General features: G+C 38.6%; 24 protein-coding genes and 1 pseudogene. 24 read left to right on the forward strand and 1 reads right to left on the reverse strand.

Annotation, left to right across the window (positions count from 1 at the left end; translation table 11 throughout):
- Positions 1-713 precede the first annotated feature (713 nt).
- The 6 genes from pyrH (at position 714) to A3IA_RS0108315 (ending at position 4,919) form a co-directional block, all read left to right on the forward strand.
- A complete protein-coding gene (pyrH, locus tag A3IA_RS0108290; RefSeq protein WP_018380862.1) occupies positions 714-1,439 on the forward strand; it encodes a UMP kinase in 726 nt (241 codons plus the stop codon).
- 18 nt (positions 1,440-1,457) lie between these two features.
- Positions 1,458-2,015 (forward strand): ribosome recycling factor, encoded by a 558-nt coding sequence (frr, locus tag A3IA_RS0108295; RefSeq protein WP_018380863.1) that lies wholly within the window; start codon positions 1,458-1,460, stop codon positions 2,013-2,015.
- Positions 2,016-2,115: 100 nt separating this feature from the next.
- Positions 2,116-2,973, forward strand: coding sequence for an RNA-binding virulence regulatory protein CvfB (cvfB, locus tag A3IA_RS0108300; protein WP_018380864.1), 858 nt, complete (start codon positions 2,116-2,118; stop codon positions 2,971-2,973).
- A gap of 81 nt (positions 2,974-3,054) precedes the next feature.
- On the forward strand, positions 3,055-3,564 hold the full coding sequence (msrA, locus tag A3IA_RS0108305; RefSeq protein ID WP_026217636.1) for a peptide-methionine (S)-S-oxide reductase MsrA: 510 nt from the start codon (positions 3,055-3,057) through the stop codon (positions 3,562-3,564).
- Positions 3,561-3,776: a YozE family protein gene (locus A3IA_RS0108310; RefSeq protein WP_018380866.1), complete on the forward strand. Its 216-nt coding sequence runs from the start codon at positions 3,561-3,563 to the stop codon at positions 3,774-3,776. The genes msrA and A3IA_RS0108310 overlap by 4 nt, the downstream gene beginning before the upstream one ends.
- Before the next feature lie 78 nt (positions 3,777-3,854).
- Complete coding sequence (locus tag A3IA_RS0108315) at positions 3,855-4,919, forward strand: PhoH family protein (protein WP_018380867.1); 1,065 nt, start codon at positions 3,855-3,857, stop codon at positions 4,917-4,919.
- A 229-nt stretch (positions 4,920-5,148) separates the two neighbouring features.
- Here A3IA_RS0108315 and A3IA_RS0108320 read toward each other — a convergent pair whose 3' ends face one another.
- Complete coding sequence (locus A3IA_RS0108320) at positions 5,149-6,354, reverse strand: mechanosensitive ion channel (RefSeq protein WP_018380868.1); 1,206 nt, start codon at positions 6,352-6,354, stop codon at positions 5,149-5,151.
- A gap of 203 nt (positions 6,355-6,557) precedes the next feature.
- Between A3IA_RS0108320 and ybeY the strand changes: the two genes are divergently transcribed.
- The 18 genes and pseudogenes from ybeY to A3IA_RS0108410 all read left to right on the forward strand — a co-directional run bounded on the left by ybeY (position 6,558) and on the right by A3IA_RS0108410 (position 24,124).
- Positions 6,558-7,055, forward strand: a complete 498-nt coding sequence (ybeY, locus tag A3IA_RS0108325; protein WP_018380869.1) for an rRNA maturation RNase YbeY — start codon at positions 6,558-6,560, stop codon at positions 7,053-7,055.
- Entirely contained in the window at positions 7,036-7,437 is a 402-nt protein-coding gene (locus A3IA_RS0108330; protein ID WP_018380870.1) for a diacylglycerol kinase family protein, read from the forward strand. The genes ybeY and A3IA_RS0108330 overlap by 20 nt, the downstream gene beginning before the upstream one ends.
- 65 nt (positions 7,438-7,502) lie before the next feature.
- A complete protein-coding gene (era, locus tag A3IA_RS0108335; protein ID WP_018380871.1) occupies positions 7,503-8,402 on the forward strand; it encodes a GTPase Era in 900 nt (299 codons plus the stop codon).
- Between the two features lie 260 nt (positions 8,403-8,662).
- Positions 8,663-9,197, forward strand: a pseudogene (locus tag A3IA_RS12015) (NUDIX domain-containing protein).
- 810 nt (positions 9,198-10,007) lie between these two features.
- Positions 10,008-10,838 carry a DNA-formamidopyrimidine glycosylase gene (mutM, locus tag A3IA_RS0108350; protein ID WP_018380872.1) on the forward strand — a complete coding sequence of 277 codons (831 nt, stop codon included), beginning with the start codon at positions 10,008-10,010 and terminating at the stop codon, positions 10,836-10,838.
- Positions 10,835-11,437 (forward strand): dephospho-CoA kinase, encoded by a 603-nt coding sequence (gene coaE / locus A3IA_RS0108355; protein ID WP_026217638.1) that lies wholly within the window; start codon positions 10,835-10,837, stop codon positions 11,435-11,437. Before mutM ends, coaE begins: the two co-directional genes overlap by 4 nt.
- Complete coding sequence (gene yczE, locus A3IA_RS0108360; protein ID WP_018380874.1) at positions 11,424-12,074, forward strand: membrane protein YczE; 651 nt, start codon at positions 11,424-11,426, stop codon at positions 12,072-12,074. Before coaE ends, yczE begins: the two co-directional genes overlap by 14 nt.
- A 64-nt stretch (positions 12,075-12,138) precedes the next feature.
- Positions 12,139-13,614, forward strand: coding sequence for a helicase HerA-like domain-containing protein (locus tag A3IA_RS0108365; protein WP_018380875.1), 1,476 nt, complete (start codon positions 12,139-12,141; stop codon positions 13,612-13,614).
- 127 nt (positions 13,615-13,741) lie between these two features.
- Positions 13,742-14,953, forward strand: coding sequence for a multidrug efflux MFS transporter (locus A3IA_RS0108370; RefSeq protein WP_018380876.1), 1,212 nt, complete (start codon positions 13,742-13,744; stop codon positions 14,951-14,953).
- Positions 14,954-15,100: a 50S ribosomal protein L33 gene (rpmG, locus tag A3IA_RS12740; RefSeq protein ID WP_083902735.1), complete on the forward strand. Its 147-nt coding sequence runs from the start codon at positions 14,954-14,956 to the stop codon at positions 15,098-15,100.
- Between the two features lie 44 nt (positions 15,101-15,144).
- A complete protein-coding gene (secG, locus tag A3IA_RS0108375) occupies positions 15,145-15,381 on the forward strand; it encodes a preprotein translocase subunit SecG (RefSeq protein WP_018380877.1) in 237 nt (78 codons plus the stop codon).
- 73 nt (positions 15,382-15,454) lie between these two features.
- Positions 15,455-17,806: a ribonuclease R gene (gene rnr, locus A3IA_RS0108380; RefSeq protein WP_018380878.1), complete on the forward strand. Its 2,352-nt coding sequence runs from the start codon at positions 15,455-15,457 to the stop codon at positions 17,804-17,806.
- Between the two features lie 9 nt (positions 17,807-17,815).
- A complete protein-coding gene (gene smpB, locus A3IA_RS0108385; protein ID WP_018380879.1) occupies positions 17,816-18,286 on the forward strand; it encodes an SsrA-binding protein SmpB in 471 nt (156 codons plus the stop codon).
- 260 nt (positions 18,287-18,546) lie between these two features.
- Positions 18,547-19,518, forward strand: coding sequence for a LacI family DNA-binding transcriptional regulator (locus A3IA_RS0108390; RefSeq protein ID WP_026217640.1), 972 nt, complete (start codon positions 18,547-18,549; stop codon positions 19,516-19,518).
- A gap of 143 nt (positions 19,519-19,661) precedes the next feature.
- Complete coding sequence (locus tag A3IA_RS0108395; protein WP_018380881.1) at positions 19,662-20,960, forward strand: ABC transporter substrate-binding protein; 1,299 nt, start codon at positions 19,662-19,664, stop codon at positions 20,958-20,960.
- Between the two features lie 73 nt (positions 20,961-21,033).
- On the forward strand, positions 21,034-21,915 hold the full coding sequence (locus tag A3IA_RS0108400; protein ID WP_018380882.1) for a carbohydrate ABC transporter permease: 882 nt from the start codon (positions 21,034-21,036) through the stop codon (positions 21,913-21,915).
- On the forward strand, positions 21,896-22,750 hold the full coding sequence (locus tag A3IA_RS0108405) for a carbohydrate ABC transporter permease (RefSeq protein WP_026217641.1): 855 nt from the start codon (positions 21,896-21,898) through the stop codon (positions 22,748-22,750). The genes A3IA_RS0108400 and A3IA_RS0108405 overlap by 20 nt, the downstream gene beginning before the upstream one ends.
- A gap of 3 nt (positions 22,751-22,753) precedes the next feature.
- On the forward strand, positions 22,754-24,124 hold the full coding sequence (locus tag A3IA_RS0108410) for a glycoside hydrolase family 32 protein (RefSeq protein WP_018380884.1): 1,371 nt from the start codon (positions 22,754-22,756) through the stop codon (positions 24,122-24,124).
- The last annotated feature ends 69 nt before the right edge of the window (positions 24,125-24,193 follow it).

Here is a 24,193-nt window from a genome sequence, read left to right on the forward strand (position 1 = left end):
CTTCAATCTTTTTTCTTTGTATCCAAAAGTAATACTCAATAAAAATCAAAAGCAGACTAGGCGACACAGATAGTAGATAGACCTGAAGGTCATCAAATCAAGGTAATAAGGTCTGCTTTTGATTTTCGAAGAGTATCCAGTACTGTTCTGCGTCTTTTCTGTTCCTTGTTCTGAAAGTGAATTCATTTGGCTATAATTCGGAAATATCTGTTTCACGTATGTGGTGTGAGTTACAGGAGGATCGAACCTGACTTTATTTTCACTATAGATAGTTTTTGCCCGCTCGGTACGATGGCCTGTTTCAAACTTTCTTTTTGTATTGGTTATCTAACTAAACAGCGCTTGATTTTATTATGAATGCTTTGTGGCGCTTTTCCAAGCAAATCTACAAGCTAGCGATTGCTGTGTGTCCCTCTCCTATATGCTCTAGTGTTCGATGAAAGCTCTACTATCTATTAACTCTTTATCTTTTGTAGCCATCTGAATTTGCATTTCGGAGATTTTCTAACGTGTTTGTCGTAAACAACATGATATTTCTCTGAGATGTTTTTATACTCCAAACTGGCTAACCTTATTTTAGAACTGTTAAAAAGATGTATTTGCCAAAAAATACAAAAACACAGTGTAATGAGGCTACTAAATTAAGCTTCTTTATGATAAAATAGTAGAGATAATGATGTGTTATCATGTCAATTAGTATTGAGGAGAAGAACATGGTTCAACCAAAATATAAACGTGTTTTGATTAAATTATCTGGAGAAGCTCTGGCAGGTGACCGTGGTGTTGGTATTGACATCAAAACTGTTCAAGAGATGGCAAAAGAAATTGCTGAGGTTCATGCATCAGGCATACAGATTGCCCTTGTTATCGGTGGTGGAAACCTTTGGCGTGGTGAGCCAGCTGCGGAAGCTGGGATGGACCGTGTTCAAGCGGATTACACTGGTATGCTCGGTACTGTTATGAATGCCCTTGTTATGGCTGATAGCCTTCAACAAGAGGGGGTTGATACCCGTGTTCAAACAGCTATTGCTATGCACAATGTAGCAGAACCTTATATTCGTGGACGAGCTCTTCGTCACCTTGAAAAGAACCGTGTGGTTGTTTTCGGAGCTGGGATTGGTTCTCCTTATTTTTCAACAGATACGACAGCTGCTCTTCGTGCTGCTGAAATTGATGCAGATGCCATTCTTATGGCTAAAAATGGAGTTGATGGTGTCTATAATGATGACCCACGTAAAAATGCAGATGCGGTTAAATTCGACGAATTAACACATGGGGAAGTTATCAAGCGTGGTCTAAAAATCATGGATGCTACAGCTTCTGCAATCTCAATGGACAATGATATTGACTTAGTTGTATTTAATATGAATGAGCCAGGAAATATCAGACGTGTAGTTCTTGGAGAGCAAATCGGCACAACGGTATCAAATAAAGCATAAAAGGATAAGGGAAACATAATGACAAAAGAAATTATTGTAAACGCAAAAGAACGTTTTGAACAATCACACCAATCACTTGCTCGTGAATTTGCTAGCATTCGTGCTGGACGTGCTAATGCAAGTCTTTTGGATCGTATTCAAGTGGAATACTATGGAGCACCAACGCCTCTTAACCAACTAGCATCAATCACTGTTCCTGAAGCTCGTGTACTTTTGATTTCACCATTTGATAAATCATCAATCAAAGATATTGAACGTGCTATCAATGAATCTGATCTTGGTATTAACCCTGCCAATGATGGCTCAGTTATTCGATTGGTTATCCCACCACTTACTGAAGAAACTCGTAAAGAACTGGCTAAAGAAGTGAAAAAGGTTGGGGAAAACTCAAAAGTTGCTATCCGTAATATCCGCCGTGATGCTATGGATGAAGCTAAAAAACAAGAGAAAAACAACGAAATCACTGAAGATGATTTGAGAAGTCTTGAAAAAGATATTCAAGCAGCAACAGATGAGGCTGTTAAGCATATTGACAGCATGGTTGCTAACAAAGAAAAAGAACTCTTAGAAGTTTAATCTTAGATAAGCATAAAAAATAAAAGGCGGTGTGATGAAAGACCCGATCGGGGCGATTTTGTCCTACTGCCTTTTCTTAAAAAGAAATAGAGAAACAAATATGAATGAATTACTAGGAACAGTTATCAGCGGCATGGTAACAGATGAAAATGCACAATTTTATTTTGTGCAAAAAGACGGTATTACGTTTGCCCTTCTAAAAGAAGAGGGAGACCATCAAATCGGTGATATGGTCAAAGGATTTGCCTACACTGATATGAAACAAAAACCACGTTTGACAACTAAGGAAGTGGCTACGACTAGAACCAGCTATGGCTGGGGAACTGTGACAGATGTTCGTCGTGATTTAGGTGTCTTTTTAGATACCGGTGTTCCAGATAAGGAAATTGTCGTCTCTTTGGACCTTCTTCCTGAGATGAAAGAATTGTGGCCTAAAAAAGGAGACCGTCTTTACATAAAACTTGATGTTGACCGTAAAGATCGTATTTGGGGATTACCTGCCGAAGCTGAAGTTTTTCAGAAAATGGCTTCCCCAGCCTACGATAATATGCAAAATCAAACTTGGCCAGCCATTGTTTACCGTCTCAAATTATCGGGTACTTTTGTTTATCTACCAGAAAACAATATGTTAGGGTTTATTCATCCAAGTGAACGTTATGCTGAACCTCGTTTAGGTCAAGTTTTAGACGCCCGTGTCATTGGATTCCGAGAAATTGATCGTACTTTGAATTTATCGATTAAACCTCGCTCTTTTGAAATGTTGGAAAATGATGCTCAGATGATTTTGACCTATTTAGAGTCAAATGGTGGTTTCATGACACTTAATGACAAATCTAGCCCAGACGATATTAAGGCAACTTTTGGCATTTCTAAAGGACAGTTTAAAAAAGCCCTTGGCGGTTTAATGAAGGCTAAAAAAATTAAGCAGGATGCTTTAGGAACAGAATTAATTGATTAATTGTCAGTAAAAATATGAAAGAATCTCAGACAATCTGAGGTTTTTTTGTTACAATTAGAAAAAATAAGAATGAGGTATGATATGGAAAGAGCGATATTTGCAGGAGGTTGCTTCTGGTGTATGGTGCAACCATTTGAAGAACAAGATGGTATCCTGTCAGTTCGAAGTGGTTACACAGGAGGTCATATACCAAATCCAACTTATGAGCAAGTTTGCAGTCATACAACTGGTCACACAGAAGCTGTGGAAATTATCTTTGACCCTAAAAAAGTTTCTTATGAAGACTTGGTGGAACTTTATTGGGCACAGACGGACCCAACAGATGCTTTTGGACAATTCGAAGATCGTGGGGATAACTACCGTCCAGTGATTTACTATACAACTGAAGTGCAAAAAACGATTGCTGAGAAATCTAAGTCCGCTCTTCAGGAGTCAGGGCGTTTCGATAAACCAATTGTGACAACGATTGAACCTGCTGAGACTTTTTATGAAGCAGAAGATTATCATCAGGGATTTTATAAAACTAATCCAGAGCGTTATGCGGCATCTAGCGCTATCCGTCATCAGTTCTTAGAGGAGAATTGGCATTGAGAAAATCCTTTTACACGTGGTTGATGACTGAACGTAACCCTAAATCAGATGAGCCAGTTGCTGTTTTAGCCGACTTGGCTTTTGAGGACACAACCTTTCCTAAACACACAGATGACTTTGACACGATTAGCCGTTATTTGGAAGATGAAGCTAGTTTTGCTTTTAATCTTAGTCATTTTGATCAGATTTGGGAAGACTATTTAGCACACTAAGTTGCCATATACAAAATCCCTATTCTTAGGGATTTTTTGATATAATGATACTAATTTAATGAAGAAAAGGATTTAACTTTGCAAGACTATTCTGTAGAAATTACCCTCAACCATCCCGATGATGTCTTGGCTCTCTTTGGAACTAACGAACGTCATTTGCGCCTTATTGAAGAACACCTCCATGTGATTATCCATGCCAGAACAGAACGCGTTCAGATTTTGGCTGACGAGCAAGAAGCGGTAGAATTAGCACGTATTACCATCCAAGCCCTTCTCGTTCTTGTGGAGCGTGGGATGACAGTGAACACATCAGATGTGGTGACAGCACTCTCTATGGCAGAAAATGGTACCATTGATAAATTCGTGGCTCTCTATGAAGAGGAAATTATCAAAGATAGCTATGGCAAACCCATTCGCGTAAAAACACTTGGTCAAAAAGTGTATGTGGATAGCGTTAAAAAGCACGATGTGGTTTTCGGTATTGGTCCTGCTGGTACTGGTAAAACCTTCCTTGCGGTGACCTTGGCTGTAACAGCTCTCAAGCGTGGACAGGTAAAACGGATTATTTTGACCCGTCCTGCGGTTGAAGCTGGTGAGAGTTTAGGATTTTTACCAGGAGATTTAAAAGAAAAGGTTGATCCTTATCTTCGTCCTGTTTATGACGCTCTTTATCAAATTTTGGGCAAGGAGCAGACAGCTCGTCTTATGGAACGTGAAATCATTGAAATTGCCCCTCTCGCCTATATGCGTGGTCGTACGCTGGATGATGCTTTTGTCATTTTAGATGAGGCTCAAAACACTACGATTATGCAAATGAAGATGTTTTTGACCCGACTCGGTTTTAATTCGAAGATGATTGTTAATGGGGATACTAGTCAGATTGACTTGCCTCGTAATGTGAAATCGGGCTTGATTGATGCGTCTGAAAAGTTGAAGTCTATTAAGCAGATAGATTTTGTGCATTTATCAGCTAAGGATGTGGTTCGCCATCCAGTGGTAGCGGAAATTATCGATGCATATGAAACGAAACCACGCACAGAAGCTATTCAAAAACTATCTGAAGAATCAAAAGCTGCTAAAAAATCAGGCTTAACAACCTATGAAGTGATTGGAGCATTGCCTGAAGATGAGGCTAAAAAATAATTATTTAAAATGATTAGATGTTTGGGATAAAAGTCTGACACAAAACATAAAAACGAGCAAGATAGAGTTTTTCCAACAGAAAACTATCTTGTTCGTTTTTATAGTCCTATCAATCTCATATAGCTAGATAGTAAAGAATTATTAAAATGAAAATAGTTTGTCCCAGACTCGTTTTTTGAATCAAAAAATAAGCACCTCCCTATGAGATGCTTATTGGTGTTATCGCAGTTTATTTCTTGTTAAGAAAGTTTTCCAATTTTTCGAGTTGGCGGGCTGCGAAGGCTTTACCACCAAGACCAAAGGCAAGGGCAAACGCAACGGCAACAGCACCAAGGATAATTGTGAATGTTGTTTGAACGATAGCTTGAGCAATATTCAATTGATCGAGCGCCATGAAGATGGCAAGAGCGATTAAGCCGTAACGAACAACTTCACCGAGTGCTTTGCTGCTAGTAGATTTAGCAATGAAGCCAGCAAGAACATTACCAAGAACGATGGCAAGTCCAAGAATAGCTAGTGAGCTAATAATAGCAGGGAGGTATGCAATAATAGCAAGACCGATTGTGTTAAGCACTGAAAGGTTAAGGGTTGCAAGGGCTTGGACAAAGAAGAATACTAAGATGATGGCGCTGACGATGTTAGCAAGTACAGTTGAGATTTGGTATTCAGCCTGACCTTTGACGCTGAGGTATTGTGAATAGTTATCGATACCTGATGCTTTAAGAACTTTTTCAAGTAAGTTGCTAAGTAATTTGGCGATGAAGCCACCAATTGCCAAGAGAACAACAGCAACCAAGATGTTTGGAATAAAGTTAATCACTTGGTCAAGCAAGCCAACGATTGGCTCTGATAATGATTTGATTCCAAGTGTTTCAAGGGCAAGTGTGAGAATTGGGATAAAGAGAAGGACGTAAACGATGGATGCAAGCACATCAGCGATTTTGACTTCGTTGACTTTAGCTTGATCAATATCTTGATCAAAGAGTTTACTCATCCATTTTTCAAATGGCAGTTTCACCAAGAGGCTGCTGACAAGGTTCTTAACGAATTTGCAGAGGAAAACTCCGACAAAAAGGATAAGACCGGCTGCTACAGCATTTGGCAAGAAACCAAAGAATTTAGCAAACATGTTTGAGATTGGGTCAACAACACTTGATACTCCAAGACCAGAAAGAATGGCTGGTAAGAAGAACAAGATGACTAGGAAGTAGGCGAATTGACCGAAACCTTTAATAAGTGATTTCTCATCCTGAGTTGGTTTGACCAATCCCCATTTTGATAATTTAGCAACAGGAGCTAATTTAGCAAGACCTTTAACAACAAGTTTTTTGACAATGGCAGCAACAATAAGCGCAACTAGAATTAAAACGATAATACGAATTGCCCCTGGAACAGCTCCAAAGAGAGATTCGGTGAATCGTGAATATGTATCCATAATGATACCTCCTAAAAAATTTCTTTCAATACTAGGATAGCATGATGTTGCTATTTTCACAATAAAAATGATTTTATTGTCAAAGTATCTATAAGGTTGGTAGAGAGGTTAAATGGGATTTATGGTATAATGAAAGGACTATAAGAAATTGAAGAAAGGGTAAAATCTCACTTAGATATAGTGGTGATTAGTATCTAATTAATATGTATATAGAGATGATTGATGAGACAGGACAAGTCTCTGAAGAGATCAAGAAGCAAACACTTGATTTGCTTGAATTTGCAGCTGAAAAAACTGGAAAAGCTGACAAGGAAATGGCTGTTACATTTGTGACCAATGAGCGAAGTCACGAGTTAAATCTGGAATATCGAGACACAGATCGTCCGACAGATGTCATTAGTTTGGAGTACAAGCCGGAAAATCCAATTGTTTTTGATGAGGAGGATTTGGCGGAAAATCCTGAGTTAGCCGAAATGATGGAAGAATTTGACGCTTATATCGGTGAGCTTTTTATTTCTATTGATAAAGCGCGCGAGCAAGCTGAAGAGTATGGGCATTCCTTTGAACGTGAAATGGGGTTCTTAGCAGTTCATGGATTCCTTCATATCAATGGCTATGACCACTACACACCGGAAGAAGAAGTAGAGATGTTCGGACTACAGGAAGAGATTTTAAGTGCCTATGGACTCACAAGACAATAAGCAAAAAAAATGGAAAAACCGAACCTTGACAGCTAGTATGGAGTTTGCTGTGACTGGGGTGGTCAATGCTTATAAGGAAGAGCGAAATATGCGCAAGCATATGATTTCAACTCTTCTGGCAGTGATAGCAGGACTTGTTTTCCAAATTTCAGCTGTAGAGTGGTTATTTTTGCTCCTTAGTATTTTTTTGGTGATTTCGTTTGAAATTATCAATTCAGCTATTGAAAATGTGGTGGATTTGGCGAGCGATTACCATTTCTCCATGCTGGCTAAAAATGCTAAAGATATGGCTGCTGGTGCTGTTTTAGTGATTTCGGTATATGCTTTAATAACCGGTCTTATCATCTTTATACCTAAGATGTGGCAGCTGGTTTTTGAATGAACAATAATAGTCCTTAACGAATGCTCGTTAGGGAATTAGAGAATTGGAGAAAGTGAATAATATTTATGTCATTTAAAAGTGGTTTTGTGGCGATTTTAGGTCGCCCTAATGTTGGGAAATCAACATTTTTAAATTATGTTATGGGGCAAAAAATTGCCATCATGAGTGATAAGGCGCAAACAACGCGTAATAAAATTATGGGTATCTACACAACAGATACTGAGCAAATTGTCTTTATAGACACACCTGGGATTCATAAACCTAAGACTGCCTTGGGTGATTTTATGGTGGAATCAGCCTACAGTACACTTCGTGAAGTGGAAACGGTCCTCTTTATGGTACCTGCAGACGAAGAACGTGGTAAAGGTGACGATATGATTATCGAACGCCTTAAAGCAGCTAAGGTGCCTGTGATTCTAGTTATCAACAAGATTGACAAGGTGCATCCTGAACAACTTTTGGCGCAGATTGATGACTTTAAAGATCAAATGGACTTTAAGGAAATTGTACCGATTTCAGCCACGCAGGGAAATAATGTTAATCGTCTGATGGAAATCCTCAAAGATAATCTTGAGGAAGGATTCCAGTATTTCCCAGAGGATCAAATCACCGATCATCCAGAGCGTTTCTTGGTTTCTGAAATGATCCGCGAGAAGGTGCTTCATTTAACACAGCAAGAAGTACCGCATTCTATCGCTGTTGTGATTGAGTCTATGAAACGTGATGAACAAACCGATAAAGTTCATATTCGAGCGACTATCATGGTAGAACGTGATAGCCAAAAAGGGATTGTCATCGGTAAAAAAGGTGCTATGCTCAAAAAGATTGGAACCATGGCTCGCCGTGATATTGAACTCATGCTAGGAGATAAAGTCTTCCTTGAAACTTGGGTCAAAGTTAAGAAAAACTGGCGAGACAAAAAACTTGACCTCGCCGACTTTGGTTATAATGAAAAAGAGTATTAAGGTCAGGAAAGTGACCTCAATAGCCTGCTAACCTTGAAATAAGAAGGAGACGGATTGTAGGTTCAGGGAATCTTTTTAATTCGAACTTGGAAACAAGATGAACTGATATAAATCAGATTTACAAATGAAGAAACCCTGAAATTAGCTTTCTTTTCAGAAGAAGAAATTGCAAATATAGAGCTATTCAGCTCGCAACATAAGGTGATGTTGGACGAGTATTTTTTAGGAAATTTCCAAGTAGGACGTTAAAGGAGAGTAGTATGCCACGTAGTGAAGATGTCATTTTGACCAATATGTGCCTGGTTGAAGATAAAGATGGCAATTTTGTTGTTCAAATCAGGGATCCAAAACGCTACGACTGGTCTGGGGCGGTATTTCCGGGTGGCTAAAATAGTCTGGGGAGAGACTATTTTAGGTTGGAAATAGAAAAAGCGAAGCTTTTTATCTTTCGTCCGAAAAAGGAGAGAGTTTACATGAGGCTGTTGTCCGTGAAATTTTTGAAGAGACTGGGTTAAGGGTTCAACATCCGGAATTGGTTGGCATCCAACATTTTCATACACAGGGAGATGGGATTCGATATTTGGTCTTTTTGTATCGAACATCGGACTTTTCAGGGACTTTGACATCGTCGGAAGAAGGAGAAGTCAAGTGGCTATCTCGTCAGGACTTATTGTCAGGTAAGATTGACTTGGCAGATTCTATGGATGAGATGTTTCCTATTTTTTTGACAAGACGTTATCTGAACTTTTTTATGAACGTAATGTTAATGACGACTTAGTAAGGAAGTATTTTTAATATTTCCTTTTTGTATAGGTGGATAAAAGCAACTTTTTAGAAAGTAATGGATAGCTGGTGTTCATAAGTAAATACGAGCTATGGATGATGTCAAAAAGATAAATGTTACTTAGACACAGGTGTTAATGATAAGGTTAGATTGTACGGAATTGTTTTAAGGTGACATAACCTTGTTAAAAAATAAAAGGTATGTTTTTTGAATGGCTCTGCCCTAAACACCGTGCAAAAAAGCTAACTCATATTGCTCTGATTTTTAGGTTGATAGTTATTGACAAAAAGGAGTGAGCCAGTTAGTGAGCTTATACTCAATGAAAATCAAAAGCAAACTAGGCAACGCCGATACAGATAGGACTAAAGTCCATCAAATCACGTCAATAAGGTCTGTTTTTGCTTTTTGAAGAGTACTAAAAACCATCGTCAACAGACAATGGTTACAGAAAGTTAGTTTTTGATTTTGGATGAGTATTAATGGAACTCGCCTACGACACTGTGAAAAAAGATAATACTGCTTAGATGCTTGAGGCATTGTCGTCAGTATTCCTATTACAAATAAATATCATTTTAAGAAAGGATAGGGTCTTGTAAGCTGACCTAAACCCGAGCGAAAAGCTCGGAAATTAGATAGAACTTACTAGATGATGGTTTGTCACTTTAATTTATTAATTTTTTAGAAAGGAGAGCGCCGGTTAGCGAGCTTAATTGAACTCGCCTACGACACTGTGAAAAAAGATAATACTTCCTAGATGCTAGGGCATCACCGTCAGTATTCCTATTTTTCTTTGTGTCGCTTAACGGCTCTGTATCTTAATTATGCCTGAATTACCTGAGGTTGAGACGGTTCGTCGTGGTTTGGAGAAGTATGTTGTCGGTAAGCAAATCAAAGACATTCGTTTTGCTTTTGCTAAGATTGCTGTGACGGGGTTGGATTCCTTTAGACCGCTCATTGATGGTCAAATGACTATTCAAGCCATGCGTCGTCGTGGTAAGTATTTGATTTTTGAGTTTGGTGATTTGCTACTCATTTCGCATTTGCGGATGGAGGGGAAATACCTTATGTTTGACAGGCAAGAAAATGTGCCTGACAACAAGCATTTTCATGTCTTTTTTACATTTACGGATAACTCTGTCTTAGTTTATCAAGATGTGCGAAAGTTTGGCACTATGGAAATTCTGTTGCCATCCCAAGAGGTGGCTTATTTTGTATCTAAGAAATTAGGACCTGAACCTAGCAAAGAAACGTTTAAACTAGCTCCATTTGAGAGCACCTTGCTTTCATCCAGTAAAAAAATCAAACCCTACCTCTTAGAGCAAACTTTGGTAGCTGGTTTGGGTAATATCTACGTAGACGAAGTGCTCTGGGCTGCTAAGGTCCACCCTTTGCGGCTCAGTTCCAGCCTTAAAAAGACGGAAATCAAGCGTCTGCATGATGAGACCATTCGTATCTTGCAGTTGGGGATTGAAAAGGGTGGTTCAACTATTCGGACTTACCGCAATGCCCTTGGCGAAGATGGCACCATGCAGCAGTATTTACAAGTTTATGGATTGACAGGACAGCCTTGTCAACGCTGTGGGGCAGCTATTGAAAAAATACAAGTAGGAGGAAGGGGCAGTCATTACTGTCCCAAGTGCCAAAAGATATGACAGTAACAATTGGTATCACTGGTGGTATTGCTTCAGGCAAGTCAACGGTAACTAACTATATTAGAGAAAAAGGTTTTGAGGTTATCGATGCAGATGCTATCGTTCATGAGCTTCAAACAAAAGGTGGCAAATTGTATCAGGTTTTGTTGGATTTTTATGGGTCTAAAATCCTAGCTCCTGACGGAGAGCTCGATAGACAAGCGCTTTCTGAGCAATTTTTCTCGGATGAAAAAGTTCGAGCAGAAGTTTCAGCTTTGCAGGATGCGATTATTCGGCAGGAATTGCTGGCGAGAAGAGATGCTTTATTGGAAAAATATGACTTGGTTTTCATGGATATTCCTCTTCTGTTTGAACAGGATTATCAAAGCCAGCTCAATCAGGTCTGGCTTGTTTACCTTGATCCAGCGCAGCAACTACAACGTCTTATGAAGCGAAATGGTTATAGTAAAAAACAAGCTGAACAACGTATCTCAGCGCAGCTTTCTTTAGAGGAAAAAAAGAAACGATCAGATAAGGTTATTGACAATAGTGGTGATTTGTTGGATACTTATGAGCAAATCGATCGTCTATTAAAGGAAGTGAATCATGTCAAAAAGTAAAGTTATTCCGCAAATGCCTTGGACAGCTAGGGGGTTCTGGGATTTAAATCCAAAATCCTTGCTGGTTTTGGTGTTTGGTTTGGTCTTGTTTGGCTTGGGAGATGCTTGTTTAGTTCTAGCTAATATAGGCTCAACACCTTGGACTGTTTTATCTCAAGGCTTATCACAACAATTGCGTATTCAGCTGGGAGTCATGACCTTTATCATTTCTGGTCTGGCGCTTTTATCCTGGATTCCGATAAAGATTAAGCCGGGTATTGGCACTATTTTAAATATGATTATCATCGCCTGGGTTTTAGGAGCGGTTGTAGCCATGTTTGACAGTCCAGACTCACTTATGGCTCGTCTTTTTTTGGCGGTTTTAGGTATCTTTTTAGTCGGTTTAGCGTCGGCTATTTACCTAACCTGTCACATGGGAGCTGGTCCCAGAGACGGTCTAATGGTTGGTCTTTGTCAAGTAACAAGATGGCGCGTGTCGGTGGTTAGAACGGGTATTGAAGTGACTGTTAGTCTTCTAGGCTGGCTTTTAGGTGGTACTTTAGGTATTGGGACTGTTTTATTTGCTGTGAGTGTTGGTTGGGCGATGCAGATTTCGCTAAACGTTCTTTTAAAGTTTTTCGGCAATGCTAAAAACTAACCTGTCAGTCAATGTGCTAAAATAAAGGTAAGTATTATCTCATCATAGATATAGGAGAAATAGGATGGCAGAAATTCAAGTTGGTGTAGGAAAAGAACCGATTATGATGCAGTTAAATATGCTCAATCGCCACGGCCTTATTGCAGGAGCAACAGGAACTGGTAAGACAGTGACTTTGAAGGTTTTAGCTGAGCAGTTGAGTTTAGCTGGTGTGCCTGTCTTTTTGGCAGATATTAAAGGTGATTTGGCTAATATGGCTAAGGAGGGTGTCTTAACCGATAAACTTAAGAAACGTTTAGAAAAGATTGGTTATGATGGCTTTGAACCCCAAGCTTTTCCAGTAGGTCTTTGGGATGTTTTGGGGCAGGCTGGTCTTCCTGTTAGAGCGACTATCAGTGAAATGGGACCTTTGATGTTATCTCGTCTTTTGGGACTTAACGACACACAAGAAGGTATTTTAAACGTCGTCTTTAAGGTGGCTGATGAAAAAGGTTGGCTTTTAATTGATTTAAAAGATTTGCAAGCTCTTTTAAAAGAAATCTATGATCATGCCAGTGATTATTCAGCTATCTATGGTAATATTGCCAAACAGTCTGTGGCAGCTATTCAACGCAGCCTCTTGGTTTTAGAACAAGAGGGAGGAGGTGCTTTCTTCGGTGAACCTGCTTTGGAGCTGACGGATTTTATTGCACTTGATGATAGGGGGCAGGGGATTGTCAATATTCTCAACGCCACCAAACTTTTCCAATCACCAACGCTTTATGCGACATTTCTCATGTGGCTGTTGGCTGAACTCTATGAGAGCATGCCAGAAGTCGGTGATTTAGACAAGCCTAAGTTTGTGTTCTTCTTTGATGAAGCCCACCTCTTGTTCAAGGATGCGCCGAAGGCTTTTGTGGAAAAAGTAGAGCAGATGGTTCGTTTGATTCGCTCAAAAGGAGTGGGGATTTTCTTCATCACGCAAAATCCTTTAGATTTGCCAGAAACGATTTTGGCTCAGTTGGGTAATCGTGTCCAACATGCCCTTCGTGCCTACACGCCAAAGGAAATCAAGGCAGTCAAAACAGCGGCTGATACTTTTAGACAAAATCCCGACATTGATACTGTGCAAGCCATTACCAATCTTGAGGTCGGAGAAGCTCTCATTTCCTTTCTTACTCCAGATGCTCAACCGGCAGTCGTGGAACGTGCGTTCATTATTCCGCCAAAATCCAGCTTTGATACACTGTCAGCTATGGAGATGCAGGGCTTAATCAATCAATCACCACTTTATGACAAGTATGCAGAAGCTGTAGATCGCGAATCCGCCTATGAGCTTTTGGCAGCGAAAGTGGCAGAAGAGACAGCCCGAAAGACAGCGGAAGAGCAGCAAAAAATCGAGGAAAAAGCGGCTAAGGAAGCTGAAAAAGAAGCCAGACGTAAGGCTCGTAAACCTAAATCAGAATTTGAGAAGGCGCGTGACACTTTTGTTAATTCAGCAATCAGAACTGTTAGCCGTGAATTGGTGCGTGGCATTTTAGGTAGTTTACGAAAACGCTAACCTTTCGATCAAACTGTTTGCTTGATTTGAGTACTTCCTTTAATCGGTAATAATGGTTTGATTCCATCGTTTTTTTGTGATAGTTTATGATATAATAGTGAGCATTGTTATAATAAATAGAGAGAAGATGATTAGGATACCTATAGAAGTTGATTGGAAAAAGAATCTCAAAATAGCTTGGTTTGGTAGTTTTCTTGCTGGAGCAAGCTTTTCGCTTGTCATGCCGTTTATGCCACTTTATGTCGAGCAGCTAGGTGCTAAGCCAGGTTTGGTAGAATTATACTCCGGCTTGGCTGTTTCACTGTCAGCTCTAGCCTCTGGCTTATTTGCTCCCATGTGGGGGAGACTGGCTGACCGCTATGGTCGTAAACCCATGATGATTCGTGCTAGTTTTGTCATGACCTTGACTATGGGAGGTCTTGCTTTTGTTCCCAATGTTTTTTGGCTGCTGGTCTTACGCATTTTAAATGGTATGTTTGCTGGCTTCATTCCTAATTCGAATGCTCTTATTGCTTCGCAAGCGCCACAAGATAAGACGGGTTATGCTTTGGGAACCTTAGCAACCGGTGTTATTGGAGGAAGCTTGATTGGTCCACTTTTTGGCGGTTTTTTAGCAGAGTTAGTGGGTATAAAAAATGTCTTTCTCTTAGTGGGCTTTCTACTCTTGTCGGTCTGTCTTATGACGATTTTTATGATTGAAGAAGACTTTAAACCAGTTGCTCGTGTTGATGCCTGGTCAACTAAAGAATTGTTTGAGCGTATTAAAGATAAACAGATGTTAGTAGGTCTTTTTGTAACGAGCATGATTATCCAAATTTCAGCCCAGTCGGTAGCACCAATCTTAACGCTTTATATACGCCATTTGGGACAAACGGAAAATCTTATGTTTGTCTCAGGAGCCATCGTCTCAGCTATGGGCGTCTCCAGTATGATTTCAAGTTCGCGTCTTGGAAAAGCAGGGGATAAGATTGGGAATCACCGTCTGATTCTCATGGGGCTGCTTTATTGCTCAATCATTTATCTTTTCCTAGCCAGGTCTGAAACCAGTTTAGAGCTTGGAATTTGGCGCTTCCTCTTTGGGTTTGGTACTGGTGCATTGATGCCCAGTGTCAATTCACTGTTGACGCGTTTGACACCTAAGGAAGGGATTTCACGAATTTTTGCCTACAACCAGATGTTTACCAACTTTGGTCAGGTCATCGGTCCCTTTGTTGGGTCTGCCGTTGCAGCTGGCATGGGTTATCGTTCGGTTTTTTACGTAACCAGTGCTATTGTCTTTTTCAATTTTATTTGGAGTCTTGTTAACTTTAGGAAATATCTTACAAAAAAGGAAATCTAAGTGCGCGTTAAAATTAATTTAAAATGCAGTGAGTGCGGCAGTAAGAATTATTTGACTAGTAAAAATAAGGTGACGCACCCAGAAAAAATTCAGGTACCAAAATATTGTCCAAAAGAGCGTAAAGTAACCTTACACCTTGAATCTTAAGGGGAATTATGGTAATCTTGTAAGGACAGTATTGGAGGAAAAAGATGTACAATTTGCTTTTAACAGCACTCTTAGTGATTTCGGTTGTTTTGGTTATTGCGATTTTCATGCAACCACAAAAAAATCCTGGGAGTAATGTATTTGATAGTAGCGGTTCTGAGGCCCTTTTTGAACGTTCTAAGGCACGCGGTTTTGAAGCCTTTATGCAACGTTTTACAGGTATACTCGTCTTCTTTTGGCTATTAATTGCATTTTTACTTGTATTATTATCAAGTCGTTAAGAACTTTGGGCCGTGACAATTGTCAGGCCCTTTTTAAATCGTCGCTAGATGCGACAACTAAAGTAAGGAAACTATGAAAGAACAAATTTTAAAATATTTAAAGGAGCATGGGAAGTCAAACATCAATGATTTAGCAGCTAGCTTGGACATGGCTGGCGCTAAGAAATTCCCTCTTCTGATTAAAGAAATTTCCAAAATGGAAAGTAAGCGAGAGCTTCGTTTTAATGACGATGGTATGCTGTCACTTCGTAAACCACAGGAGAAGAAAGAACAGATTACCGTTCAGGGTGTTTTTCGTGCTAACAAAGCAGGTTTTGGCTTTCTCTTTGTAGATGAAAATGAAGATGACATGTTTATTGGGCGTAATGACGTTGGTTATGCTGTTGATGGGGATACTGTAGAAGTTATTGTCAAAAAGCCGGCTGATCGCCTAAAAGGAACAGCAGCAGAAGCACGTGTGGTTAAGATTGTTGATCATGCGTTAAAAACAGTTGTTGGTAAATTCATTTTAGATGATGAAAAACCCAAATACGCCGGCTACATCAAGTCTAAAAATCAAAAAATTCAACAAAAAATTTATATCAAAAAAGAACCTGTTCTTCTTGATGGTACTGAAATCATCAAGGTTGATATTGATAAATACCCTGTCCGCGGTCATGATTATTTCGTTGGGATGGTTCGTGATATTGTTGGGCATCAAGGGGATGTGGGTATCGACGTTCTTGAAGTTTTGGAATCCATGGATATTGTTTCAGAATTTCCAGAAGATGTTATGGCAGAAGCTAATGCGGTACCAGATGCTCCAAGCGACAAAGACTTAATGGGTCGCGTGGACCTTCGTAAGGAAATGACGTTTACCATTGATGGTGCTGATGCTAAGGACTTGGATGACGCTGTTCATATCAAACAGTTGGATAATGGGAACTTTGAACTAGGCGTTCATATCGCAGATGTATCATATTACGTGACAGAAGGATCCGCCCTTAATCGTGAAGCTGTGGCGCGTGGGACTTCAGTTTACGTGACAGACCGTGTGGTACCAATGCTGCCAGAACGCTTGTCTAACGGCATCTGTTCTCTTAATCCAAACGTTGACCGCTTGACTCAGTCTGCAATTATGGAAATTAATCCTCAAGGGAAAGTGGTTGATTACCAAATCTGTCAATCGGTCATTAATACCACCTATCGTATGACTTATAGCGATGTCAATGAGATGATTGCTGGTAATCAAGAACTTCTAGGGAAGTATGAAGCCATTGTGGATTCTGTTCACTATATGGCTGCCTTGCATAAGATTTTAGAAGAGATGCGTGTGCGTCGTGGTGCGCTTAACTTTGACACCTCAGAAGCCAAAATTATCGTCAATGATAAAGGGATACCTGTAGACATCGTAGTGCGTAGTCGAGGTATCGCTGAGCGCATGATTGAATCCTTCATGTTGGCAGCAAATGAATGTGTTGCGGAACATTTTTCAAAAAATGATTTGCCTTTTATCTATCGTATTCACGAAGAACCTAAGGCAGAAAAATTACAGAAATTCATTGATTACGCTAGTGTCTTTGGCGTTCAAATCAAGGGAACAGCTTCAAAAATATCTCAGTCTGCTCTGCAAGATTTCATGGCAAAAATGGAAGGGCAACCCGGCTCAGAAGTGCTCAATATGATGCTGCTTCGTTCTATGCAACAAGCTCGTTATTCAGAGCATAATCATGGTCACTATGGTTTGGCTGCCGAGTACTACACCCATTTTACCAGCCCAATTCGTCGTTACCCTGACCTCTTGGTACACCGCATGATTCGCGAATACTCTCAAGGTGCTACATCTGAAATGAAAGAGCATTTCGCCAATGTGGTTCCAGAATTAGCCACCTCTTCTTCACAACTAGAGCGTCGCGCTATTGATGCTGAGCGCGTGGTGGAAGCCATGAAGAAAGCTGAGTATATGGAAGAGCACGTGGGTGAAGAGTTTGACGGTGTTGTGGCTTCTGTGGTTAAATTCGGCCTCTTTGTTGAGTTGCCAAATACCATTGAAGGCTTGATACACGTGATAACTCTACCTGAGTTTTATAACTACAATGAGCGTACCATGTCTCTTCAAGGTGAAAAATCAGGTAAGGTTTTTAAAGTAGGACAACCTATTCGTATCAAATTAATCCGTGCAGACAAAGAAACTGGTGATATTGACTTTGAATACTTGCCAAGCGATTATGATGTCATCGAAAAAGTCGTTAAATCAGACCGCAAAGAGCGTGGGCATGGGCGTAAGCTTAAAACTGGTCGTGGTCAGTCAGATGTTAAAGAAGGTAAGGGTTCTCAGCGGGGGGCTAAATCAAAGTCTAATGGTAAGGGGCGCCATCTTGAGAAAGCTAAAAAGCCATTTTATAAGGCTGCGGCCAAACAGTCGCAGAAGAAAAAACACAAGTAGGAGGAAAGCATGCCAAAAGGTACAGGTACTAACGTCTTGGCACAAAATAAAAAAGCAAGACATGATTATAGTATTGTCGATACGATTGAAGCAGGGATTGTCTTGACAGGTACTGAGATTAAATCAGTTCGTGCAGCGCGTATTCAACTGAAAGATGGTTTTGCCCAAATTAAAAATGGAGAAGCTTGGTTGGTCAATGTCCACATTGCTCCCTTTGAACAGGGAAATATTTGGAACCAAGATCCAGAACGTACACGTAAACTCTTGCTCAAAAAACGTGAAATTGATCGATTAGCAAATGAGTTAAAAGGCAGTGGGATGACGCTTGTTCCTCTCAAAGTTTATCTCAAAAATGGTTTTGCAAAAGTCTTGATTGGACTTGCAAAAGGAAAACATGATTATGATAAACGTGAAAGCATTAAACGTCGTGAGCAAGACCGTGATATTAAACGCGTGATGAAGAGCATGAACCAAAGATAAAGTAGTAATATAGGGGAAACTCTATATTTTTTAGAATGTGTACCCACAAAAAACGATTTCACTATAGTTAGTTGTGAAATGATAAGTTTAGTACTCTTCGAAAATCAAAAGCAGACGTTGATGACTTGATTTGATGAACTCCAGTTCTATCGGCTATCTGTGTCGCCTAGTCTGCTTTTGATTTTCATTGAGTATGATATAAAACTTGACTTGATGTATGAATTTGGATATAAAATAAAAAGGAAAGGCGGTGATTGTTGGTGAAAGCAACAATGAAAGAGGTTGCAGAATTAGCCGGTGTTGGTGTAGGAACAGTCTCTCGTGTGGTTAATGGTGTTAAAGTTAAGGATTCAACCCTAAAAAAAGTTGAGGAAGCAATCAAAGAGCTAAATTACCAACCAGATGAATATGCTCGCGGTTTAAAAACAAACAGAAGTAATATTATTGCATTAATCATCCCGACGATATGGCACCCTTTTTTTTCAGAATTCGCTTATCATGTTGAAAAAGAATTGGCGAAAAGGCGTTATAAACTTTTTATTTGTAATGCTGAAGAGGACGGGCAGAAAGAATTTGAGTATCTTCAAATGCTTGAAAAAAATAAGGTTGATGGCATTATTGGCATTACGTATTCAGATATAGACCAATATGTTTCCTCCAATTTGCCATTTGTCAGCATTGATCGTCATTTTTCCGAAAAAATCCCATATGTGACTTCTGATAATTATGGGGGAGGAAAGCTAGCTGCTGAAGTGTTGATGGCAAAAGGTGCGACACGGTTTGCTTACATTGGTGGAACTAATCAATTTGAAAATGAAACAGTGTTGCGAAAAGTGGGCTTTTCTGAGACGCTTCAAAAACATGGATTAGTCGTTAAAAAATTAGACATGCTAGAGCCAATTGATAATTTGCATGACAAAATAGAAAAATTTTTAATAGACAATCCCGATATTGATGGTATTTTTACAGTTAACGACTTCATGGCTACCAATGTTATAAAAGTGAGTCAAAGACTCAATAGGTATGCACCTAAGGACTATCAAATTATTGGTTTTGATGGCTTGAAGTCTGCTGTTGATCAAAATTATTATGTATCAACTATTGCTCAGCCCATTGAACTAATGGCTAAAGAGTCAGTTGAACTCTTGATGAGAGTTATTGAAAATAATGTTGAAGAAACTAGGATTGTACTTCCAATTCGTTTTGAAGATGGCGGGACTACAAAAGTGTAACTTTTTTAAGAATTTGCTTGACAACAGGTATGAAATCGATTACAATATAGTCAAATAAAATTGAAACGTTTCCAATAATAAGCTGAAGCTTATTATTTTAAAAAATAAAATTTGAAACGTTTCCAAAATAGGAGGCCATTTCAATGACATTCAAAAGATCAGCTGTTGTAGCGGTATTGTTTTCTAGTTTACTACTTACTGCCTGTGGCAATGGAGAAAGTAGCAAATCTAGCAGTGACGGCGATAATAAAACAGTGACGCTCTGGGTTCAATATTCTAAAGAGTCAGCAGAAGGTAAAGTAATGACTCAATCAATTAAAGATTTCAATGAGAGTAATGATAAAGGTTACAAAGCAAAAGTTGAATACATTCCTAGAAGTGGCTCTGGAGGTGGTTATGAGGATAAAGTCAATGCAGCACTAACTAATAATACACTTCCTGATGTTCTAACTCTTGATGGACCTAATACTGCTGCCTATGCTAAGGCAGGAATTATAGCTCCAATTGATAAGTATGTTACAAAAAAAGATGACCTACTTCCAAGTATTGTCGATGAAGGAACTTATGACGACAAACTATATTCATTAGGTTATTCCGAGTCGGGTGTGGGTATCTATTATAATAAAAAAATGTTAACGGATGCAGGGGTAGATATTAATACTCTTCCAACTGTTGATAATCCTTGGACCTACGAACAGTACAATGAGTTATTTGCTAAATTGGCAAAACACTATAAAAAACCAGCCATTGATGTTGGATTTGATGATCATTCTGAATGGTTAATGTATGCCTTTACACCATTTATATGGTCATCTGGAGGTGATGTTGTCAATGATAAAGGCACAAAAGCTACTGGAAGTTTTGATAATTCTGGATCTGTTGAAGCCTTCACATTTATTCAAGGTTTAATTAAAAACAAGTATTCAACGATTACACCAGAAAAAAATGGTTTCCAAAAAGGTATCTATCCTTTAAAAATGTCCGGTTCATGGACCATGCAAGAAATGGATTCACAATACAAAGATATTGAATATGGTATTCTACCATTACCAATGTCACCTAAGACTAAAGAATTAGTATCTCCTACAGGTAGTTGGGCTTATGGTATGAGTGCAACAACTGAGAAAAAAGCTGCTGCGGGAGCATTGATTGATTTTCTTGGTTCTGATCAAGAAGTTTACGATATGAGTGTAGGAAATTCAGTGTTGCCATCACGAAAATCAACTTCTGAAAGACTTTCTGGAGAAGTTTCGGAACAAATGAAGGTATTGTTAGACCAAAATGCTAAGACTGGTCATGCTCGTCCTGTTTTAGTAAACTATCCGCAAATTAGTCGAATTGTACAAGACTCCGTGACAGAAGTGACCTATGTTGATCAACACAAAGATGTAAAAGCATTTCTTGAAGAAAAAGCCAAAGAAATTGATGCACTTTTGAAGTAGGATAGGAATGTATGGGGTGTTTAAACGAATGTTTAGACAACCCATATTATTTTAGGATAGAGGAGTAAGTTAAATGAATGCTAAAACAAAAGAATCAATAATGGGATATTTATTCTTATCTCCTGCAATGGTGATTTTAGGATTATTTTTATTTTTACCGACATTATTATCAATTTATTACGCATTTACGAATTACTATTTATTGACACCAGGTGCAACCACCTTTATTGGTTTAGAGAATTTCAAAAAGTTATTTAGTGATCCTTTATTTATGCAAAGTTTAAAAAATATTGGACAGTTTGTTATTTTTATTATTCCTTTACAATTAGGGTTGGCTTTGAGTTTAGCATTGTTAGTCAATAATAATAGAAAATCAACTATTTTCTTTAAGATTGCCTTTTTTGCTCCGGTGGTCATGTCACTTGTTGTTGTTTCTGTTTTATGGTTGGTTTTATTGAATCCATCTAGTGGATTAATAAATTCTATGTTAGACGTTATAGGAATCAATCCTCAACCATTCTTGACAAGTCCTAAGCAAGCTATGTATGTCATTATTATCGTGTCAGCATGGCAAGGTGCTGGTTATCAAATGTTAATTTTCCTTGCTGGATTGCAAAATATTCCATCTTCCTTATACGAAGCAGCAAGTATTGATGGCGCAAGTAAATGGAAACAATTTATTAATATTACCTTACCGATGCTGAAACCAACATCAATCTTGATTTTAACGACAACGTTAATTGACGCTTTTAAATTGGTCATCCAGCCGATGGTTATGACACAGGGGGGACCTCTCAATTCCACATTGACTCCTGTTTACTATATTTATCGAACTGGTTTTACAGACCGCTCTGTTGGATACGCTAGTTCAATAACCGTTATTTTCGGTGCGATTATCATTATATTTACATTACTTCAACGAAAATTAACAGGAGATGAAGGATATTATGAATAAAAAAGCCAGTAAAATATTGTACTTTCTGTTGACCTTACTTTTAGCTTTACTATTTATTTTTCCCTTAGTTTGGATGGTTGCTTCTTCAATGAAGACTGAACAAGCTGTATTTCAAGAATTGGGGACGTGGAAATCATTTTTACCATCGTTAAATCCTAGTGATTGGTTTAAACCATACCAAGAGGTTTCTACGCGATTTAATCTCATCCAATATATCGGAAATAGTATTTTTTATGCTACTTGTGTAACAGTTGGTTCAATTTTAGTTAATTCACTTGCAGGGTATGCTTTTGCGAAATTTGATTTTAAAGGGAAAAAGATTCTTTTTGCCCTTATGTTAGCATTATTGGTAATTCCTGGTGAGACAATAATGATTACAAAATTCTCTATCGTGCAACGTTTGGGCATTTTAAATACACGGTTAGCGGTTATTTTACCGGCACTATCAGCACCTTTGTTTATTTATATGTTTAGACAATTTTTTAAGGCGATTTCAAATGAAATTATTGAAGCTGCTAAAATTGAAGGAGCATCTCATTTCCGAATTTTTTGGAATATCATGCTACCGCTATCGAAACCTGCGATAGCTACTGTTGGGACACTTTCTTTTATAGGAAGTTGGAATGATTATATTTGGCCTTTGATGGTTTTGACAAATACAAGTGATTTTCCACTTCAAGTAGCAATTACAAACATTAACAATACGCAACCCACTTACACTAATCAAATTATGGCAATGTTGACTATCTCAACAATTCCATTAATCATCATTTATGTCTTCTTCCAGAAATATCTTGTTCAAGGATTGGGAAGCAGTGGAACTGGAGTGAAATAATCAATGACAGAAATTTACACAATTGAACGAGCAAATCGTTTTATCGAGGAACATAAAAAAGAAGTTAATAAGCAATTTAAACCTGTAAATCATTTTTCAGCAGAAATTGGTTGGATAAATGACCCAAATGGTTTTGTCTATTTTCGTGGTGAGTACCATTTGTTTTATCAATTTTATCCCTATGATAGTGTTTGGGGACCAATGCATTGGGGGCATGCGAAGACATCAGATTTTGTAAATTGGGAGCATTTACCGGTGGCATTGGCACCAGATATGCCGTATGACAAAAATGGTTGTTTTTCTGGTTCAGCGATTGTTAAAGATGATGTTTTGTGGCTAATGTATACGGGTAATATTGAACAAGAAGATGGCAGTACCCGCCAAGTTCAGAATATGGCCTATTCTAAAGATGGGATTCATTTTACAAAAATCGCTGAAAATCCAGTAGCTACAGGAGAATGTTTGCCGAAAGAATTAGTTTCATCAGACTTTCGCGATCCAAAACTCTTTAAGAAAGATGACAAGTATTATGCAGTGGTTGCTGCCAAACATCAAGATAGCATAGGAACAATTGTCTTGCTTGGTTCAGATAATTTAATAGATTGGAACTTTGAATCAATTTTCTTAAAAGGAACTCCTGAGCAAGGTATCATGTGGGAATGTCCGGATTATTTTAATTTGGATGGTACAGATATATTAGTGATGTCTCCTATGAGAATGGCACGAAACAAGTATGATTTTAGAAATATTAACGCCTCAGTAGTGATGACAGGAAAGGTGGACTGGAATGAGAAAATCTTTAAATTAGAGTCCATTCATGAATTAGATCATGGTCATGACTTTTATGCTCCTCAATCTCTGTTAGATGATAAAGGACGACGTATTATGATTGCTTGGCTACATACATGGGGACGCCAAATTCCTCCTCATGACTTGCATCATAAATGGGCTGGCAGTATGACTTTACCTCGTGAACTAACTTTAAAGAATAATCAAGTTCTTCAGAATGTCCTTCCAGAAAGCATTGAAGCTCTCCCAATGCTTGACATTGATCAAAACATAATCAAAACTGGCTTTTTCGAAATTGAAGTCAGTGGTACATTGCTGATGAGATTAGGAACGCTTGATGATTATATTGATTTTGGATTTGATGGAGAAGAAGGTGTAGTATACATAAATCGTGAACATCTTAACCATAAACTCAAGGGTGATGAAACATGGGATACGGATGTGCGTTCAGTGCCTATACAAGCTAAAAAATTATTAGTCATTATTGATTATAATAGTATTGAAATGGTTGTTAATAATGGGGAAGAGACCCTCACTTCAGCTTACTATATTGAAGGAAACCATTATTTAAATCGCATTGTCTAACGAGTCTAATAAATATTGACAAGGTTAAGAAGTTAATCTGAACTAAGCTTAATAGAATCTCCAATCAAG

Origin of the sequence: Streptococcus thoraltensis DSM 12221 (assembly GCF_000380145.1) — a bacterium.
GTDB classification, from domain to species: Bacteria; Bacillota; Bacilli; order Lactobacillales; family Streptococcaceae; genus Streptococcus; species Streptococcus thoraltensis.

Excerpts from the sequence above, each read along its gene's own strand:
- frr (WP_018380863.1), top strand. The coding sequence starts at position 1,458 with ATGACAAAAGAAATTATTGTAAACGCAAAAGAACGTTTTGAACAATCA.
- A3IA_RS0108400 (WP_018380882.1), top strand. The coding sequence starts at position 21,034 with ATGAATGCTAAAACAAAAGAATCAATAATGGGATATTTATTCTTATCT.
- A3IA_RS0108405 (WP_026217641.1), top strand. The coding sequence starts at position 21,896 with ATGAAGGATATTATGAATAAAAAAGCCAGTAAAATATTGTACTTTCTG.
- secG (WP_018380877.1), top strand. The coding sequence starts at position 15,145 with ATGTACAATTTGCTTTTAACAGCACTCTTAGTGATTTCGGTTGTTTTG.
- pyrH (WP_018380862.1), top strand. The coding sequence starts at position 714 with ATGGTTCAACCAAAATATAAACGTGTTTTGATTAAATTATCTGGAGAA.
- A3IA_RS0108410 (WP_018380884.1), top strand. The coding sequence starts at position 22,754 with ATGACAGAAATTTACACAATTGAACGAGCAAATCGTTTTATCGAGGAA.
- A3IA_RS0108320 (WP_018380868.1), bottom strand. The coding sequence starts at position 6,354 with ATGGATACATATTCACGATTCACCGAATCTCTCTTTGGAGCTGTTCCA.
- cvfB (WP_018380864.1), top strand. The coding sequence starts at position 2,116 with ATGAATGAATTACTAGGAACAGTTATCAGCGGCATGGTAACAGATGAA.
- coaE (WP_026217638.1), top strand. The coding sequence starts at position 10,835 with ATGACAGTAACAATTGGTATCACTGGTGGTATTGCTTCAGGCAAGTCA.
- A3IA_RS0108370 (WP_018380876.1), top strand. The coding sequence starts at position 13,742 with ATGATTAGGATACCTATAGAAGTTGATTGGAAAAAGAATCTCAAAATA.
- era (WP_018380871.1), top strand. The coding sequence starts at position 7,503 with ATGTCATTTAAAAGTGGTTTTGTGGCGATTTTAGGTCGCCCTAATGTT.
- A3IA_RS0108395 (WP_018380881.1), top strand. The coding sequence starts at position 19,662 with ATGACATTCAAAAGATCAGCTGTTGTAGCGGTATTGTTTTCTAGTTTA.
- rnr (WP_018380878.1), top strand. The coding sequence starts at position 15,455 with ATGAAAGAACAAATTTTAAAATATTTAAAGGAGCATGGGAAGTCAAAC.
- A3IA_RS0108365 (WP_018380875.1), top strand. The coding sequence starts at position 12,139 with ATGGCAGAAATTCAAGTTGGTGTAGGAAAAGAACCGATTATGATGCAG.
- ybeY (WP_018380869.1), top strand. The coding sequence starts at position 6,558 with ATGTATATAGAGATGATTGATGAGACAGGACAAGTCTCTGAAGAGATC.
- yczE (WP_018380874.1), top strand. The coding sequence starts at position 11,424 with ATGTCAAAAAGTAAAGTTATTCCGCAAATGCCTTGGACAGCTAGGGGG.
- smpB (WP_018380879.1), top strand. The coding sequence starts at position 17,816 with ATGCCAAAAGGTACAGGTACTAACGTCTTGGCACAAAATAAAAAAGCA.
- A3IA_RS0108330 (WP_018380870.1), top strand. The coding sequence starts at position 7,036 with ATGGACTCACAAGACAATAAGCAAAAAAAATGGAAAAACCGAACCTTG.
- mutM (WP_018380872.1), top strand. The coding sequence starts at position 10,008 with ATGCCTGAATTACCTGAGGTTGAGACGGTTCGTCGTGGTTTGGAGAAG.
- msrA (WP_026217636.1), top strand. The coding sequence starts at position 3,055 with ATGGAAAGAGCGATATTTGCAGGAGGTTGCTTCTGGTGTATGGTGCAA.